This window comes from Blautia hominis (assembly GCA_002270465.1).
GTDB lineage: Bacteria > Bacillota > Clostridia > Lachnospirales > Lachnospiraceae > Blautia > Blautia hominis.
The window spans coordinates 982,054-999,565 of the sequence record NQOF01000002.1 but is presented as its reverse complement, the minus strand read 5'-3'; the positions used below and the strand labels follow the sequence as shown (position 1 = coordinate 999,565).

At 48.8% G+C, this 17,512-nt stretch carries 18 protein-coding genes; 13 read left to right on the top strand and 5 right to left on the bottom strand.

What is annotated here, in order from left to right; all coding sequences use genetic code 11:
• Positions 1–14 precede the first annotated feature (14 nt).
• Positions 15–1,643: an amidohydrolase gene (locus CI595_RS10595; RefSeq protein WP_095173192.1), complete on the top strand. Its 1,629-nt coding sequence runs from the start codon at positions 15–17 to the stop codon at positions 1,641–1,643.
• Here the strand turns inward: CI595_RS10595 and CI595_RS10590 are convergent.
• Positions 1,640–3,388: an Rqc2 family fibronectin-binding protein gene (locus CI595_RS10590; protein ID WP_095173191.1), complete on the bottom strand. Its 1,749-nt coding sequence runs from the start codon at positions 3,386–3,388 to the stop codon at positions 1,640–1,642. The genes CI595_RS10595 and CI595_RS10590 overlap by 4 nt on opposite strands.
• A gap of 312 nt (positions 3,389–3,700) precedes the next feature.
• On the opposite strand from CI595_RS10590, the gene CI595_RS10585 reads away from it, so the two are divergent.
• The 7 genes from CI595_RS10585 to CI595_RS10555 all read left to right on the top strand — a co-directional run bounded on the left by CI595_RS10585 (position 3,701) and on the right by CI595_RS10555 (position 9,053).
• On the top strand, positions 3,701–4,579 hold the full coding sequence (locus CI595_RS10585) for a YicC/YloC family endoribonuclease (protein ID WP_095173190.1): 879 nt from the start codon (positions 3,701–3,703) through the stop codon (positions 4,577–4,579).
• A gap of 13 nt (positions 4,580–4,592) precedes the next feature.
• On the top strand, positions 4,593–4,865 hold the full coding sequence (locus CI595_RS10580; RefSeq protein WP_095173189.1) for a DUF370 domain-containing protein: 273 nt from the start codon (positions 4,593–4,595) through the stop codon (positions 4,863–4,865).
• On the top strand, positions 4,858–5,490 hold the full coding sequence (gene gmk / locus CI595_RS10575) for a guanylate kinase (RefSeq protein WP_095173188.1): 633 nt from the start codon (positions 4,858–4,860) through the stop codon (positions 5,488–5,490). The genes CI595_RS10580 and gmk overlap by 8 nt, the downstream gene beginning before the upstream one ends.
• Before the next feature lie 3 nt (positions 5,491–5,493).
• The gene (gene rpoZ / locus CI595_RS10570) at positions 5,494–5,754 is read left to right on the top strand and encodes a DNA-directed RNA polymerase subunit omega (RefSeq protein ID WP_095173187.1); all 261 of its coding nucleotides are present in this window, start codon (positions 5,494–5,496) and stop codon (positions 5,752–5,754) included.
• 106 nt (positions 5,755–5,860) lie between these two features.
• Positions 5,861–7,201, top strand: a complete 1,341-nt coding sequence (gene rimO, locus CI595_RS10565) for a 30S ribosomal protein S12 methylthiotransferase RimO (protein WP_095173186.1) — start codon at positions 5,861–5,863, stop codon at positions 7,199–7,201.
• Complete coding sequence (pgsA, locus tag CI595_RS10560; RefSeq protein WP_095173185.1) at positions 7,185–7,727, top strand: CDP-diacylglycerol--glycerol-3-phosphate 3-phosphatidyltransferase; 543 nt, start codon at positions 7,185–7,187, stop codon at positions 7,725–7,727. The genes rimO and pgsA overlap by 17 nt, the downstream gene beginning before the upstream one ends.
• A 45-nt stretch (positions 7,728–7,772) precedes the next feature.
• The gene (locus CI595_RS10555) at positions 7,773–9,053 is read left to right on the top strand and encodes a competence/damage-inducible protein A (protein ID WP_095173184.1); all 1,281 of its coding nucleotides are present in this window, start codon (positions 7,773–7,775) and stop codon (positions 9,051–9,053) included.
• Between the two features lie 126 nt (positions 9,054–9,179).
• Here CI595_RS10555 and CI595_RS26615 read toward each other — a convergent pair whose 3' ends face one another.
• Together CI595_RS26615 and CI595_RS10545 are read right to left on the bottom strand one after the other, a co-directional pair.
• Positions 9,180–10,229 (bottom strand): hypothetical protein, encoded by a 1,050-nt coding sequence (locus tag CI595_RS26615; RefSeq protein WP_243135138.1) that lies wholly within the window; start codon positions 10,227–10,229, stop codon positions 9,180–9,182.
• Positions 10,230–10,241: 12 nt separating this feature from the next.
• Complete coding sequence (locus tag CI595_RS10545; protein ID WP_095173183.1) at positions 10,242–10,574, bottom strand: hypothetical protein; 333 nt, start codon at positions 10,572–10,574, stop codon at positions 10,242–10,244.
• A gap of 108 nt (positions 10,575–10,682) precedes the next feature.
• Here CI595_RS10545 and CI595_RS26035 point away from each other — a divergent pair, with 108 nt between their 5' ends.
• Complete coding sequence (locus CI595_RS26035; protein WP_156087464.1) at positions 10,683–10,841, top strand: hypothetical protein; 159 nt, start codon at positions 10,683–10,685, stop codon at positions 10,839–10,841.
• 92 nt (positions 10,842–10,933) lie between these two features.
• Here CI595_RS26035 and CI595_RS10540 read toward each other — a convergent pair whose 3' ends face one another.
• A complete protein-coding gene (locus tag CI595_RS10540; protein WP_095173182.1) occupies positions 10,934–11,200 on the bottom strand; it encodes a chorion class high-cysteine HCB protein 13 in 267 nt (88 codons plus the stop codon).
• An 81-nt stretch (positions 11,201–11,281) separates the two neighbouring features.
• Entirely contained in the window at positions 11,282–12,976 is a 1,695-nt protein-coding gene (locus tag CI595_RS10535; protein WP_095173181.1) for a S8 family peptidase, read from the bottom strand.
• Between the two features lie 115 nt (positions 12,977–13,091).
• Here CI595_RS10535 and CI595_RS10530 point away from each other — a divergent pair, with 115 nt between their 5' ends.
• The 4 genes from CI595_RS10530 (at position 13,092) to CI595_RS10515 (ending at position 17,370) form a co-directional block, all read left to right on the top strand.
• Positions 13,092–13,934, top strand: a complete 843-nt coding sequence (locus CI595_RS10530; RefSeq protein ID WP_095173180.1) for a S8 family peptidase — start codon at positions 13,092–13,094, stop codon at positions 13,932–13,934.
• A 126-nt stretch (positions 13,935–14,060) separates the two neighbouring features.
• A complete protein-coding gene (locus tag CI595_RS10525) occupies positions 14,061–15,449 on the top strand; it encodes a hydroxymethylglutaryl-CoA lyase-like TIM-barrel protein (RefSeq protein WP_095173179.1) in 1,389 nt (462 codons plus the stop codon).
• A gap of 24 nt (positions 15,450–15,473) precedes the next feature.
• Positions 15,474–16,172 carry a GntR family transcriptional regulator gene (locus CI595_RS10520; RefSeq protein ID WP_095173178.1) on the top strand — a complete coding sequence of 233 codons (699 nt, stop codon included), beginning with the start codon at positions 15,474–15,476 and terminating at the stop codon, positions 16,170–16,172.
• A complete protein-coding gene (locus CI595_RS10515) occupies positions 16,159–17,370 on the top strand; it encodes an NADP-dependent isocitrate dehydrogenase (RefSeq protein WP_095173177.1) in 1,212 nt (403 codons plus the stop codon). Before CI595_RS10520 ends, CI595_RS10515 begins: the two co-directional genes overlap by 14 nt.
• The last annotated feature ends 142 nt before the right edge of the window (positions 17,371–17,512 follow it).

Sequence of the window (17,512 nt, the reverse complement as noted above, 5' to 3'; positions counted from 1 at the left end):
CCGGAGGTATGAATATGGGACAGAAACTATATGAAAATGGAACGATCCTGACGATGGAAAAGCAGATGTATGCGGAAGCGGTACTTGTCAGGGACAATAAAATCGCGGCGGTGGGAAGGAAAGAGGCTGTGGAGGCTTTTGCCTCCCCGGATGCAGAGCGGATAAACCTGGAAGGAAGGACTATGATGCCGGCCTTTTTGGATGCCCACAGTCATTTTATGGCCTGCGCCAATGGGGAACTGCAGATTTCACTGGATGGTGCGGGAAGTTTCAAGGAGATTGCGGACCGCATAAAGAATTATGTCAGCAGCAGGCAGATAGAAAAAGGGACATGGCTGGTGGGAAAAGGATATGACCACAATTTTCTGGAGGAGAGATCCCATCCTGACAGGCATCTTCTGGATGAGGCGGCACCTGACAATCCTCTGGTCATCCAGCACCAGTCCGGCCATATGGGGGTCTTTAACACAGAGGCCCTCAGGCAGTTAGGCATTCCCATGGACGGGACCGGAGACCTTTTGGAGATACCGGGGGGAAAGATTGCAGTGCAGGACCAAATCCCCACAGGGTACATGGAGGAAAATGCATTCCTTACCTTTCAGAAGAAGATCCCGCTTCCCTCACCCAAAGAATTTATGGAGGCTGTAAAAAAGGCACAGGAAAGATATGCCTCCCACGGAATCACCCTGGTTCAGGAAGGACTTATGGTGGACGAGATGCTCCCTCTTTATCAGGGGATCATAAGTGCCGGAATTTTGAAGCTGGATATTGTGGGATATCTGGATATGAAAGGCACAGGGAAATTTCTGGATGCCATGAAACAACACAGAGAAGGATTTTTCCGCCACTTTAAGATCGGGGGATACAAAATCTTCCTGGACGGTTCGCCCCAGGGCAGGACAGCCTGGATGAGGACTCCTTATACACAGGGAGAGGAAGGCGCGGGATACCGGGGATATCCGGTACACACAGAGGAAGAGATTCTCGCTTTTGTGCGCCGGGCCATGGAAGAACACATGCAGATACTGGCTCACTGCAACGGAGATGCAGCCTGCGAACAGTATATCCGCGCTTTTGAAAAGGCTGTTTCCATGGATGGCAGTGTACTTCCCGCTGATATCCGCCCGGTTATGATACATGCGCAGCTTCTTGGAATTGATCAGATACCGAGTGTAAAGGCCATGGGTATGATCCCCTCCTTCTTTGCCGCACATGTGTACCACTGGGGAGATATCCATACAGCCAATTTCGGCATGGAGCGCGCTTCCCATATAAGTCCGGCAGCTTCCGCCCAAAAAGAGGGGGTTGTCTACACCTTCCACCAGGATTCTCCGGTCATTGAACCGGATATGCTGGAAACTGTGTGGTGCGCTGTGAACCGCTGCACAAAGGACGGAAAAGTGCTTGGAAGTAAGGAGCGCATCTCTGTGGAGGAGGCGCTGAAGGCTGTTACCCTGCATACGGCATACCAGTATTTTGAGGAGCGGGAGAGAGGCAGCATTGCGCCGGGAAAGAGGGCTGATTTTGTGATCCTGTCAGAAAACCCTCTGGAGAAAGAAAAGATGAAGATAAGAGAGATCAGGGTCCTGTCCACCATAAAAGACGGGGAAGTCATTTACCGCAGGGACCCTGTCTGCTTTTAGTCGTCCGCCTGCTTGATCCCGGTGATATCGGGTTCAATGATCAGGGAATAATTGGTGTAATACACTACAAAGCCGGGTTTGGAGCCGTTTGGTTTTTTTACATGCTTTTTCTGGATATAGTCGATCTCTACCTTGGGCGCAGTGCGTCCGCTGGAGTAATACCCTGCCAGGCGGCCGGCCTCCTCGAAGGTGCGGTCAGGCAGGTCATCACTGCCGGATTTTACGATCACATGGGAACCGGCCATTTTTTTGGCATGGAACCACCAGTCATTGCCTGTGGCAAATTTGAAGGTCAGTTCCTCATTCTGGTAATTGTTTTTTCCCACATACATGTGATAACCGTCACTGGATATATAATGCAGAGGCTTTGATCTGGCCTGCATTTTCTTTTTGCCGCCGGTATAATGCTTTTTAATATACCCGTATTCTGTCAGCTCTTCTTTGATCTGGAACAGGTCATTTTCCTGCTGGGCAATATCAAGGGCAGCCTGTATGGATTCCAGGTGGCGGATCTCGCTTTCTGTATCCTCAAGCTGTTCTTTCAGAGCCTGGGCCGTACGTTTCAGCTTGTTGTACCTGTCAAAGTATTTCTTGGAATTTTCCTGGGGAGTCATGGTGGGGTCAAGAGGGATGGTGATCTCCTCATTGGTGTAATAGTTCAGGGCTTTGAAGGATCTGCATCCCTCCTCTAGGTTGTAGCCGTATGTGTTGATCAGTTCCCCGTAGACTTTATATTTATCCATTTTTTTTGTATCCTGCATCTGTTTTGTCTGCAGGTCAAATTTTTTCCAATTGCGGTCCAGGGCGGTCTGCACGATCTTGCGCAGGTCCGCTGATTTCTGGCGCATACGGGTAATGATATTTTTCTGGGCATAGTACTGTTCCAGAACCTGGGAGATGGAATCATACTGCTTAACCGTATAATCGGTATACTGGGTTAAGGCGACCGCTCCGAATTCCACAGGCTCCCCGGAGGCACTGTATACGATATTGGGCGTAAAGCGCCCGGTCCGGACATCCTCCATAAAACGTATGAATGCCAGGAAGAGTTGTTCTTTTTCCTTTGTTCCAAGCCCGTCTGCCGGGTCACTTCCGTGTACCTGTGCCCGGGTGCAGATTTCCTCCGCAGCCACGGGACTCAGCCCTGTGAGGGAGGTATAGATGGCCTTTGCAAGGTTGGAGGGTTTTCGGTATACGGTCTGATAAAATTCTTCCTCTGTGATGGTGAGGGGGTCCTTCTTGTCCTGAGTCTGCGGAATAAAATAATCTCTTCCCGGAAGAACTTCCCTGACAGAGCTCATATTCAGGGACACATGCTTGATGCTGTCCAGGATCATCCGCTCCTCATTGAGGAAAATGATATTGCTGTGCTTGCCCATGATCTCCACCACCAGGGTCTTAAAACACAAGTCTCCAAGTTCATTTAAATGTTCTATTTTTATTTCTATGACACGTTCCAGTCCGGGCTGGGTCACAGCCGTGATCTTGCCGCTTCCCACATGTTTGCGCAGCAGCATACAGAAATTCGGGGCGGTAAGCGGACTCACTTTATTTTTTTCCGTAAAATAGATCAGGGGCAGGGATGCGCTGGCTGATATGAGCAGCCTGTACTGTGTCCTGTTATTTTTAATGGTCAGGATCAGTTCGTCCGCCTCAGGCTGGGCGATCTTGTTTATTTTGCCTCCCACAATGGTGTCATTTAATTCTTTCACTATATTTGCAATGGTAATTCCGTCAAATGCCATATAAATTCTCCTTCCGATTCCGCTATCACGATTATATACGAAATGGAAACACAAAGCAAATGAAAAAAAGATTTGACGGGCAATTGTGATTGCTTTATAATAACCATGTATGTTTATGTTACCATTCACAAAGCCGTCACAGACAGCTTTGCGAACAGTAACACGCTTCGCGATGCACACAGAATGCAATAAATTGCATTCCGGCGCTGACTGACTCGGGATCTTGCTTTGCAAGACACCTCGCGGAACTGTCACTGTGAATAGTAACAGGTATATGCCATGTGCAAATAAAACAGCAGAAAAGAGAAAGACATGATAAAGAGCATGACAGGCTTTGGAAGAGCCGAGGTGATTGACGAAGAAAAAAAAGTTACGGTTGAAATGAAATCCGTAAATCACCGTTATCTGGATATCAATATGCGCATGCCTAAAAAGCTGAGCAGTTTTGAGGCTTCCATACGTGCCGTATTGAAGGAATATCTCCAGCGCGGCAAAGTAGACCTCTTCATCGCCTATGAGGACTACACCCAGTCCCGTGTTTCCGTAAAGTACAACAGGGAGATTGCAGGACAATATTTAGAATACTTACAACAGATGAGTGAAGAATTCCATCTGGAAAATGACATAAGAGCGTCCAGGCTCCTTAGCTGCCCGGAGGTGTTCACCATGGAAGAGCAGACTGTGGATGAGACAGAATTGTGGACTTCCTTAGAGGAAGCATTAAGGGAAGCTGCCCGGCAGTTTGTGGATACCAGGATCAAAGAGGGCGGACATTTAAAGAATGATATTCTTGAGAAGCTTGACGGCATGTACAGCAAAGTAGAGCAGGTGGAGGCCCGTTCCCCTGAGATTCTGCGGGAATACAGGGAAAAGCTGGAGACAAAAGTGGGAGAACTTCTGCAGGATACCCAGATAGAGGAGAGCCGCATTGCAGCGGAAGTGATCCTCTTTGCGGATAAAATCTGCACGGACGAGGAGACGGTACGCCTGAAGAGCCATATTTCCCATATGAGGGATGTTCTGGAAACCCAGGACGGCATCGGCAGAAAACTTGACTTCATTGCCCAGGAGATGAACCGGGAGGCTAACACCATTTTGTCAAAAGCCAATGATTTGGAAACCTCGAATCTTGCCATTGACTTGAAGACAGAGATAGAGAAAATCCGGGAACAGATTCAGAACATTGAATAAAGGCAGGAAAAATATGTCTAAATTGATCAATATCGGTTTCGGTAATGTGGTGAACACGGACAAAGTAGTGGCAGTTGTGAGTCCGGATGCTGCGCCCATCAAGCGTATGGTACAGTCAGCAAAAGAAGCTGGCAGATCCATAGATGCCACACAGGGCCGCAAGACAAAAGCAGTGATCATCACAAACAGTGATATGCTGATCCTATCGGCACTGCAGCCGGAAACCATCGCAAAACGTTTCGGTACGTTTTATGAAAATGATGCAAAAGGGGAACAGGATGGATAACAGAGGAATTTTAACCGTGGTATCCGGTTTTTCCGGCGCGGGGAAAGGGACGCTCATGAAGCGTCTTCTGGAGAAATACGACAATTACTCTCTTTCTATTTCCGCGACCACCAGGGCACCGCGGAATGGCGAGGAGCACGGAAGGGAATATTTTTTTCACACAAAAAAGGAGTTTGAGGAGCTGATTTCCCAGGATGCGCTGATTGAATATGCCCAGTATGTGGAAAACTATTACGGTACACCTAAGGCATATGTAGAAAAGCAGCTGGAAGCAGGCAGGGATGTGATCCTGGAAATTGAGATCCAGGGTGCACTGAAGGTAAAAGAAAAAATGCCGGATACCCTGCTGATGTTTGTCACTCCCCCCACAGCCCAGGAGCTGAAACGCCGCCTGACTGACAGAGGAACGGAAACACCGGAAGTGATAGGATCCAGGCTTCGCAGAGCATCTGAGGAAGCAAAGGGAATGCCGCTCTATGACTATGTGTTGATCAATGACGATCTGGAAGAATGCGTTGACAGGATGCACGGCATTATTCAAAGCCAGCACAACACTGTAAAAAACAGTGAGCCTTTTATAGAAAAAATAACAAGTGAAGTAGCAGTATTTGCGAAAGGAGAATGAGATATGATACATCCGTCTTACACAGAATTAATGGACGCAATCAATGAGGAGGGCAATATTGAGGACGAACCTTTAGTCACCAGCCGTTACTCTGTCGTACTGGCTACCAGCAAAAGAGCCAGACAGCTTATTGCAGGCCGTGAGGCTATGGTACACTCTTCAGGCAAAAAGCCGCTTTCCACAGCCGTGGAAGAGATCTATCAGGGCAAGGTGAGGATCATGCCGGAAGATCCGGAGGAAGAAGAAGGTAACGAAGAAAACTAAGATATGATAGAAAGTACGCTTGGCGGACTTTTTATGGTTATGAGTGATACGGGGACTGCCGCCAGATGCGGGCAGTCCTTTCTACCATTACTGACAAGGAGTATGCATGAGGAAAGTTTTATTTATATCTCTTGGATGTGACAAGAACCTGGCGGATTCTGAGGAAATGCTGGGTATGCTTGTGGCGCATGGCTATACCATCGTAAATGATGAGACAGAGGCTGATGTGGCGGTTGTCAACACCTGCGCCTTCATCCATGATGCCAAAGAGGAGAGCATTTCCAACATTCTGGAAATGGCAAAGTATAAGGAGACAGGTTCTCTGAAAGTTCTGCTGGTGACAGGCTGTCTGGCGCAGCGGTACAAGGAGGAGATCATAAAGGAGATCCCTGAGGTGGATGCCGTTCTGGGGACCACAAGCTTTGATGATATCATTGAGGCACTTGATAAAGCTTTTGAGGGAGAAAAATACCTGGAATTCAAGGATATCTCCTATCTGCCGGATGTGGATACAAAGAGGATGATCACCACAGGGGGCTGCTACGAATACCTGAAGATTGCGGAGGGGTGTGACAAGCATTGTACCTACTGCATCATCCCGAAACTCAGGGGCAGATACCGCAGCGTGCCCATGGAAAAACTGGTAAAACAGGCTGAATATATGGCAGAGCAGGGCGTCAAGGAACTGGTCATAGTGGCGCAGGAGACAACCATATACGGCTGTGATCTGTACGGGGAGAAATCACTGCACAAGCTTTTAAAAGAGCTGTGCCGTATCCCGGGTATTGCCTGGATCCGTGTGCTCTACTGTTATCCCGAAGAAATCTATCCCGAACTGATCCAAGTGATGAAGGAGGAGCCGAAAATCTGCCATTATCTGGATCTGCCCATACAGCACTGCAACGACAGGATCTTAAAACGTATGGGAAGGCGCACCACCAGACAGGAGCTTGTGGATATGATCTCACTTCTCAGACGGGAGATTCCAGATATTGTACTGCGCACCACGCTGATCACCGGATTTCCGGGGGAGACGCAGCAGGAGCATGAGGAGCTGATGAACTTTATTGATGAGATAGAGTTTGACAGGCTCGGTGTCTTTACCTATTCGCCGGAGGAGGATACCCCTGCGGCTGTTATGCCGGATCAGATTGACGAGGAAGTGAAAAAGGACCGCCAGGCAGAGCTTATGGAGCTTCAGCAGGAGATTTCCCTGGATAAGGGCCAGGATAAGATCCACACGGAAGTTAAGGTCATGATTGAAGGCAAGGTGGCGGAGGAAAATGCTTATGTGGGCCGCACATACGGTGATGCACCGGGTGTGGACGGTTATATTTTTGTCAATACGGATACGGAGCTTATCTCAGGAGATTTGTGCATGGTGCATATAACCGGCGCTCTGGAATATGATTTGATAGGAGAGTTAAAAGATGAATACACCGAATAAACTGACGATCGCAAGAGTCGTTATGATTCCGTTCTTTGTGGCTTTTTTAATGTATGATATTGCAGGCAGTGCCGGAAAGTGGATCGCTCTGGCTATCTTTATTGTTGCCAGTCTCACAGATACCCTGGACGGATATCTGGCAAGGAGAGATAATCTGGTGACAAACTTCGGCAAGTTCATGGACCCGCTGGCAGACAAGCTGTTAGTCTGCTCCGCTCTGATCTGCTTTACCGGCCTGGGTGAACTGCCGGCCTGGATCACCATTGTTATCATAGCCCGTGAGTTCATCATCAGCGGTTTCCGTCTGGTGGCTGCGGACAACGGCATTGTGATCGCTGCCAGTTACTGGGGCAAATTCAAAACCGTTTCACAGATGATCATGATCATTCTCATGATCATGGATATCCAGAATCAGGCATTCCAGATCCTGATCCAGATTTTTGTGGTAATCGCAGTTGCGCTCACCCTGATTTCTCTTGTGGATTATATTATGAAGAACAAAAGTGTGTTAAGCATGCAGGACTAAAGAAAGAGAAACTTCGGCTATGCTGCCTGGGAAGGAGAGAGACTTATGACAGCGGAATTAATATGTGTGGGAACAGAGTTGCTGTTGGGCAATATTGTGAATACGAATGGGGCCTACCTGGCAAAAAAATGTGCCGCCCTTGGGCTTTCTATGTATCATCAGAGTATTGTGGGTGACAATGACAAACGTCTGGAGGAGACGATCCAGACCGCGGTAAATCGTTCGGATGTGGTGATTCTCTGCGGCGGCCTCGGGCCGACCAAAGATGACATGACAAAAGAGGTGGCTGCAAAGGTTATGGGGAAAAAGCTGGCAGAGGATAAACACTCCAGAGAGCGCATCCAGGCCTATATGGAAAACTATGTGAGAAGCCATCCGGGCACCAAGATCACAGAAAACAACTGGAAGCAGGCACTTCTCCCGGAGGGGGCCATTGCAGTGGACAATGAAAACGGAACTGCACCGGGGATCATCATGGAGGAAAACAAAACCATTCTGATCCTGCTTCCCGGTCCGCCGAACGAACTGATCCCCATGTTTGAGGATAAGATCTATCCTTATCTCAGGAAAAAGCAGCCGGAAGTGATCGCCTCCGAGATGGTCAAGGTCTGCGGCATTGGTGAGAGCCAGGTGGAGACAGATATTGCAGATCTGATCGAGAAGCAGTCCAACCCGACGATAGCCACATACGCCAAGACAGGGGAGGTACACCTGCGTGTGACAGCCAAGGCGGAAAATGATAAAGCGGCAAGAAAGCTGATCAAACCGGTTGTGCGTGAACTGAAGGTGCGATTTGGTGCCAATATCTACACCACCGACGAGGATAAGTCCCTGGAGTGTGCTGTGGTGGACCTGCTCCGAAACCAGGATATTTCCCTGACCACCGTAGAATCCTGCACAGGCGGTGCCCTGTCAGCCAGGATCGTGGATGTACCGGGCGCTTCTGATGTACTGAAACAAGGATTCGTCACATACACCAACCGGGCTAAGAGAAAATACGTCATGGTAAAGAAAAGTACCCTGAAGGAATATGGGGCAGTCAGCGAAAAATGCGCAAAGGAAATGGCAAAAGGCGGATGCTTCGTCACTGGCTCCGATGCCGCAGTCTCCATTACCGGATTTGCCGGGCCGGACGGCGGTACCGAGCAGGCTCCTGTGGGCACAGTATTTATCGGATGTTGTTTAAAAGGAAAGACTGTGGTGCGGGAATTCCACTTTGGCGGAGACCGCAGCAAGATCAGGGAGCAGGCAGCAACGTATGCACTGATCCTTTTAAGAGAGTGTATTTTGGAAAATTTTGAGCGCCGCAATGAAGAGAAAGCGTAACGGTTCGGCAGGTCTGTGCCGTTAAGACGCTGAACGTAAGAGAATAGCAGCTGTACAGACAGCCGTCCGGTATTGTATGCCGGACGGCTGTTTTTAATGAAGGCGCAGACCTGCGTCCCGGTTATATCAATGCATCATTTTAACGATCTGCATCATACGGTTGATGCGGGACACCTCTTCCGGTGATTTTCCCATTTTTAATACCTCTATTATGGTGTCCATCTCCTGACGCGAAAAATCAAGTCCCCCGGGTTGATTTTTGTTCTGTGAAACTGCTGACATAAGAAAGGGCATCAATTCATTCATTCCCTTCTGACTGCCCTGATTTGCTATATTGTTGAGCATTTTTAGTTTTTCCGGGTCCATGCCTTTCAGATTAGGATTGTTCATCCAGTTATCCTGTGAATTGCTCTGCTGCTGTGTATTTCCCTGCTGCTGCGCATTTTGCTGGTACTGTCCGTATGCCTGCGGCCCGGATTGGTAAGGCGGAATTCCCTGCTGCGGGCCGTTTTGGTAAGGCGGAGTTCCCTGCTGCGGGCCGTTTTGGTAAGGCGGGGTTCCCTGCTGCGGGCCGTTTTGGTAGGGTGGAGTTCCCTGCTGCGGGCCGTTTTGGTAAGGCGGGGTTCCCTGCTGTGTGCCGTTTTGGTAAGGCGGGGTTCCCTGCTGCGGGCCGCTTGGATAAGGTGAGGCTCCCTGCTGTGGGCCATTTGAGTAGGGTGTATTTCCTTGTTGGGAGCCATTAGCATAAGAGGCATTTCCCTGCTGTGAGCCGTTTGGATAAGGTGGGATTCCTTGCTGCGGCCCATTTGGGTAGGGGGGATTTCCTTGTTGGGAGCCGTTAGCATAAGAAGCATTTCCCTTCTGCGGACCATTTTGATTCGATGTATTTCCCTGCTGGGAACTATTTGGGCGGGACGTCTTGCCCTGCTGAGGACTGTTCTGAAATGGCCGGGAACCAGACGGGGAGTTGTTCGGATAAGCCGTGGATTCTGTCTGGGAACCGGGCTGCGGGCCGGCGTGATAGGGCTGCTGGTTTCCCTGGGGATAACCGGGACCATTTTGCCGGAAGCTGGTCTTGTTTAAACCGCCCTGGCGGTGATTGGCCTGCTGCGGCTCGTCTGCCCCGGGCTTTCCGGCAGGATTTTTAGAATTCTGCCTGTAATTTTGATTATTCATATTTACCTCCGTTTACTGTTTCGGCATATCCTGTGCCAGCTCGAAGAGCTGCAGCATAGCCATGGTGTTGATGAGATTCTCTATTCTTTCTTTTGCCGGCCCGCTGCATACTTTACTGCAGGCTGAAAGCATTTCCAGTGGATCTGCATTGATCTGTTCCTGGGCATGCATCTGCATATCTGCCTGCGGCCGTGAGAAAAGACGTATGGTATTGGATAACTCCAGAAATTTGGCATAGACGGATATAAGCCTCTGGCCCTGCGCCGGAAGATAAGGCATGGCCGCTTTTAGAATCTCTACCTGATCCTCCGATATCATTTCGTCCAGAATATTATGTTCTTCCATTCTCGCTCCTTCCAAAACTTCCGCTTTTTAAACCTTATGTTTCCACTATACAGGATATGACGAAAAACCGGTTCTGCCATAGTATAATAGGGAAAGGGGTGTTTAAACATGGAACAGCATGAAATCAGACTGGTGGAGGAAGACAACACCATTTATGAAATAGATATGGACTGTGTAAAAAGAAAGCAGCTGGCAGCCAAAAGAGCCATGGAGGCGGAAGAAAAAAGAAAATTGGATCTGGAAAACAGTAAAACAAAAGAAATGTAAGCAAATTAAAAGCCGGGGCTCATCACCCCGGCTTTTCTAAGATGAGGCTGCTTGACAGCAGCCCCACACTGGTATTTTATACTCTGTTTGGATTAGCAGAATCCATTTCCGCCGCATCCGCACAGGAGCAGCAGGATGATGATGATACAACTGCAGTCGCCGCCAAAGCCGCCGCCACAGCCACAATCATTTCCACAGCCACCGCCGCAGCCGCCGTTTCCATTTCCACAGCAGCAAAGCAGAAGAAGAATCCAGATAATACAGCTGCAGTCGCCGCCGAATCCACGGGAAACTCCACATCCTCCTCCACAATTATCTTCGCATCCGCAACCACAGTTTGTAGCAGCTAAATCACTCATTTTGTTTCCTCCAAAAATTTTTGATTACACTTACATGATATGTGCCGGGGAGGAATTGGTGCATCTTTGTGTAAAAAAAGTTTAAATATTCGTGAAGACCGAAAAGATCCGGTACACATCCAGGGCGCCAAAACCCCATTCCCGGTTGGGATAAAGCTGCACCTGGCTTCTCCGGGCTCCCCGGATGAAAAGGGCTTTGAGTTCTGCGTTGTTAAAAATCTTAGGCGGATTTCTCTTTGCGCCCCATTCGATCACCAGGGCACAGGCACCTGCAGTGATGGCCGCCGCCGCGGAGGAGCCTGTCATGGTGGTAAAACGTCCGTTCGGAGCCGGACCGGGGACATTTACACCGGGAGCCGCTATATCGGGTTTGATGATCCCTGTGCGGGTATATCCTCTGCTGGAATTGACGAACAGGCTGTTATTGTATCCATTATAAGTAGCGGTTGTGAGAGCCACCTGAGCGGCGGAGGGGGCTGTGATGGTGGTGTTGGGGTCCGGTCTTAAAAAAGTCACGTCCGGCTGCATAAAACCGGAGACCGGAAGCCAGATATGGAAGTTCCCCGCATTGTTGCTGCTGGAATAAACATTGATCTTCCAGGCGCCGGGCGTTGGATTTGAGAACCGGAAAAATATCAGCTGATCCCCGGATACCGTTTGGATCAGCTCTGAGGCAATGAAAATCTCTGTATCTTCCAATACAAATTGTATGGTATCTGTGTAATTGATCCTGGTAGGCAGCCTTTGGATGACTTCGCCCAGAGGGGATTCAAACCCCACGGAATAGATTTCGGGAGGAGCACCCCATAACTCTGCGGTAAATCCCCTGGTATTTTCCGGAACCAGTATCTCCACTGTCACGCTGGTATCGGGTGCAGGTGCGTCCGAGAAGAAATGATGTGCCTTCCCCGCCTCATTCCCTGCGGCTGCAACAGAGTAGACCCCCCAGTAATTGGCGGATAAGGTCAGGGAAATTGCCAGGGCAGATTGTCCTGAATGAGCGCCCTGGTTTGAACCCAGGCCAATGCAGATGACCAGCGGTGCCTGCAGTTCATTGGAGAGGAGCAGAAGATAACGGATTCCCATCATAATGTCTGATTCCTGGTAAACAGGGTTGTCGCTTGTGTGGTAGAAGAGTTCTTTCAGATAATTTTTGGCTTCTTTTAGTTTTACCACTGCCAGCATACTGGACGGGGCCGCTCCGATAAAATCATTTTCAGGTATGCTGCTTCCTGCCGCAACGCCGGCCAGAAAGGTTCCGTGTCCAATGGTATCCTGGGAGGGGACAAGTTCCAGCGGATCTTCCGAAGCCAGCGCGTTATTCAGATCTTCATTTGTATACCCGCTTCCATACAGCATTTCATATGGCGGCGTGCCGCTCTGGATGGTCTGGTCCCACAGTCCGTATATACGGCTGCTTCCGTCCGAACGCCGGAAGGCCGGATGGGTGTAATCAATTCCCGTGTCAATAAAGCCGATGAGAATCCCCCGTCCTTTCAGATTGAGGGCCGGCTGGTTCTGGACCGTGGTGATTCCTGAGACCTCCAGATTGACGGTATCCAAAAGTGAATAGAGATTCGGGACTGTATTGTAAAAAAGCCCGTTTGCATAGTAGTCTCTGATATCAGAGGAGGGAAGAAGCCCATGGATCATCCCGTAATAGTTATTGAAAAGCTGGGCACCGTACTGCCGGTAATCATCCAGAAACTGCGGATATATGGGGAGGATATAATCTGCATAGTCCTCGGATAAAATCATTTCCTTTATTGTAGCCATAAAATTTCCATACTGTCTGTTTTTAATAAGTCTATGAGGAAAGCCGGGAAAATATTGGCAGTAAAGCCGTTTTCTGAATACCATAAAGAAGAACTAATATACGGAGCTTTGAGAAATGATGCAGAAATGGCTTACTGGAAAAAATATAGGTGTCGCCATCCTGGACACCGGGATTTATCCTCATATAGATTTCGACTGCCGGATCCGTGCTTTTCTGGATATGGTACACGGGAGAACCTTCCCTTATGATGACAATGGGCATGGCACACACGTGGCCGGTATTCTGGCCGGAAACGGGGCTGCGCTGAACGGAAAATACAAAGGTGTGGCGCCCGGCTGCGATATCATTGCTGTGAAGGTGCTGGATGAAAGCGGCAATGGAAATAAAGAGCAGGTCATCGAAGCACTGAACTGGATCAAGGAAAACAGGATAAAGTACAATATCCGGATCATCAATATTTCCGTGGGCACCACACAAAAAGAATCTCACCGGGATTTGATCCATGCAGTGGAAGCAGCCTGGGACGATGGCTTCATTGTTGTGGCAGCAGCAGGCAATATGGGACCGGGGCAGGGGAGCATCACAGCTCCGGGAAGCAGCCGGAAGGTTATTACCGTAGGTTCTGCGGATATGCTGGTGCGCCATCAGGGTATATCCGGGAGAGGGCCTACCTGTGACTGTATTATCAAGCCGGATATTGTGGCACCGGGCAATGCCATCGTCTCCTGCGCCAACAGAAGCGGCAGTATGCCCTATGCAGTGAAAAGCGGCACCTCCATGTCCACGCCCATGGTGTCGGGAGGGATTGCCCTGCTTCTTGAAAAAGATCCCGCCCTGACAAATCTGCAAGTCAAAAAAAGACTCATGCAGACAGCAAAGGATTTAGGTTATCCCCACAACCTGCAGGGTTGGGGGCTTTTTCAGTTAGAGCATTTTTTATATGACGAAAAGAATTGAAAATTTATATTGACAAATAATGTATCATTGTATACAATGATACAAGAAATTCATTAGGATAAAGTGATAGCATATTGAAAATGTGATGCCGGGATATCCCGGAAGTTAGGATGAGGAGTGACGAAAATGATAAACAGAGCTGTCAGAATGAATTACCATACAAATTTACTGGAACTGGAAGAGCATATGTATCCCCTGGTGGATGTACAGACGCCGAATGTATTTCACAATCTGTTTCCTTACACAGAGGTACCAAAGATTGCGTTTAACGACCGGATCGTGCCCCACCATATGCCGGATGACATTTGGATCACTGACACCACGTTCCGTGACGGGCAGCAGTCAAGAGCTCCTTACAGCACTGAGCAGATTGTGACCATCTTTGATTACCTGCACAAACTGGGCGGTCCAAACGGAAGGATCCGTCAGAGCGAGTTTTTCCTCTACAGCAAAAAGGACAGAGACGCCGTATATAAATGCCTGGAGCGGGGATACAAATTCCCGGAAGTCACAAGCTGGATACGCGCCAGCAAAAAAGATTTTGAACTGGTAAAGGACATCGGACTTAAGGAGACAGGTATCCTGGTAAGCTGTTCGGATTACCATATTTTCTATAAAATGAAAATGACCAGAAAAGAGGCCATGGAGCACTATTTGAGTGTGATCCGTGAATGCCTGGAGACAGGGATCAGCCCCAGATGTCATCTGGAGGACATCACAAGAGCCGATATCTACGGCTATGTGATCCCCTTCTGTTTGGAGCTGAACAAACTGATGGAGGAGTATTCCATACCGATCAAAGTGCGCTGCTGCGATACTATGGGTTATGGCGTCAACTATCCCGGTGCTGTGATCCCCCGCTCCATACCGGGTATTATCTACGGTATTTTGACACATGCCGGAATCCCCTCTGAGCTGATAGAGTTCCACGGCCATAATGATTTTTACAAAGCTGTGAGCAACTCTACAACCGCATGGCTCTACGGCGCAAGCGGTGTGAACTGTTCCCTGTTCGGTATTGGTGAGAGAACCGGCAATACCCCCCTGGAAGCCATGGTATTTGAGTATGCCCAGATCAAAGGCTCCCTGGACGGCATGGATACAAGGGTCATCACAGAGCTTGCAGAATATTATGAAAAAGAGATCGGATACAAGGTTCCCTCCACCACACCGTTTGTGGGAAGCGCATTCAATGTGACAAGAGCCGGTATCCACGCAGACGGTCTGCTGAAAAACGAGGAGATCTACAATATCTTTGATACGGATAAATTCCTGGGCCGTCCGCCTCAGGTGGCTGTTTCCAACACATCCGGCCTGGCAGGCATTGCCCACTGGATCAACAATCACTACCGCCTTTCTGGTGAGCGCCAGGTGCAGAAGAACAGCGAACTGGTGCAGATGATAAAGGCCTGGGTGGATGCCCAGTATGAGGAGGGGCGTGTCACGGTCCTGACAGACGAGGAGCTCATATCCGTCATTGAGGAGAGCTGCAGGAGACTGCATATAACCTTATAAGGCATAAGCGAGGAAGGAAGTAAAATGGCAGTTAGAGAGAAGTCCCTGCGGGGCCAGGTATTTGACAAGATTCGTTCTGATATTCTGAAAGGCCATTACCAGCAGGGAGATGAACTGGTGGAATGCACCATTGGAAAAGAACTGGGAGTCAGCAGAACTCCGGTGCGGGAGGCCATTAGGCAGCTTGAACTGGAGGGGCTGGTGCGCCTGGTACCAAACAAAGGAGCCTTTGTCAACGGAATATCCGCAAGGGATGTAACGGATATTTATTTGATCCGTTCCCGGCTGGAAGGGCTCTGCGCCCGGATGGCCGTGGAAAATATAACACCGGAACAGTTAGAAGCCATGGAGGAAGCCATCGTATTGTCAGACTACCACGCGAAAAAGGAACATTATGAGCAGGTCTGTGAGATGGACGGCAAATTCCACAAGCTTCTATATGAAGCCTCCGGCAGCCGGATGCTCTCCCACACACTGTCTGATTTCCATCAGTATGTACAGCGTGTGCGGCAGGTATCCATCATGAACCGTATGCGCCTGAACAAATCAGGCAACGAGCACACGGAAATATTGGAAGCCATAAAAAACAAGGATGCAGATTTGGCGGAACAGGTGGCGGCGAGGCATATTTTTAATACGGTTGAGAATCTGAAACATTATAATCTGGAAGAAATACTGCGGGAAGAGTACGGAAAGGAGAATGACAACAATGGAAAGAATTAAGATGACAACACCTTTAGTGGAGATGGATGGAGACGAGATGACACGAATCCTCTGGAAAATGATCAAAGAGGACTTGCTGGAGCCATATGTGGAACTCAATACAGAGTATTATGACTTGGGTCTGGAATACAGAAACGAGACAAATGACCAGGTTACTGTGGATGCAGCCAATGCCACAAAGAAGTACAAGGTAGCAGTTAAATGCGCAACCATCACACCCAACGCGGCGCGTATGGATGAGTACCACTTAAAAGAAATGTATAAAAGCCCCAATGGGACCATCCGTTCCATGCTGGACGGTACCGTCTTCCGTGCTCCTATTGTAGTAAAGGGGATTGAACCCTGTGTAAAAAACTGGAAGAAACCCATCACGTTGGCAAGACATGCCTATGGAGATGTCTATAAAAATACGGAGATGGTCATTCCGGGACCGGGAAAAGTGGAGCTGGTTTATACCTCTGCTGACGGCACGGAGACAAGGGAACTGGTGCACAATTTCACAGGTGCCGGTGTGGCACAGGGGATGCACAACTTAAATGGCTCGATTGAGAGCTTTGCGAGAAGCTGTTTTGAGTATGCGCTCTCCACAAAACAGGATGTATGGTTTTCCACCAAGGATACCATCTCCAAAAAGTATGACCATACCTTTAAGGATATTTTCCAGGATATTTACGATAAAGAATACAAAGAGGCTTTTGAGAAGGCCGGTATTACATATTTCTATACATTGATCGACGATGCAGTGGCACGTGTCATGAAAGCAGAGGGGGGCTTTATCTGGGCCTGCAAGAACTATGACGGGGATGTTATGAGTGATATGGTATCCTCTGCCTTCGGTTCTCTGGCCATGATGACTTCTGTTCTGGTATCCCCTCACGGATATTTTGAATATGAAGCGGCACACGGAACCGTGCAGCGCCACTATTACAAACATCTGAAAGGTGAGGAAACTTCCACGAACTCCGTGGCAACTATTTTTGCCTGGACAGGCGCGCTTAGAAAACGGGGAGAATTAGACGAAAACAGCAGCCTCTGCCAGTTTGCAGATCGTCTGGAAAAGGCCACGCTTGCTACGATCGAAAAAGGCGAAATGACAAAAGACCTTGCGCTGATCACATCACTGGAGAATCCGACGGTGCTGAACAGCCGTGAATTTATCCTGGCTGTCAGAAAAAATCTGGATGTTTTATACGCATAAAAAATAAGCTTTATTGATTTCACAAGTCCATGTAAGAGAGTATAAGTCCTGCTTACATGGACTTGTTCTTTTTGGTTAAAAGTTTTCAGACAGGGGGGTTGAAAATCTGAGTCAATTTCTTATAATGGGTATTAACCGAATC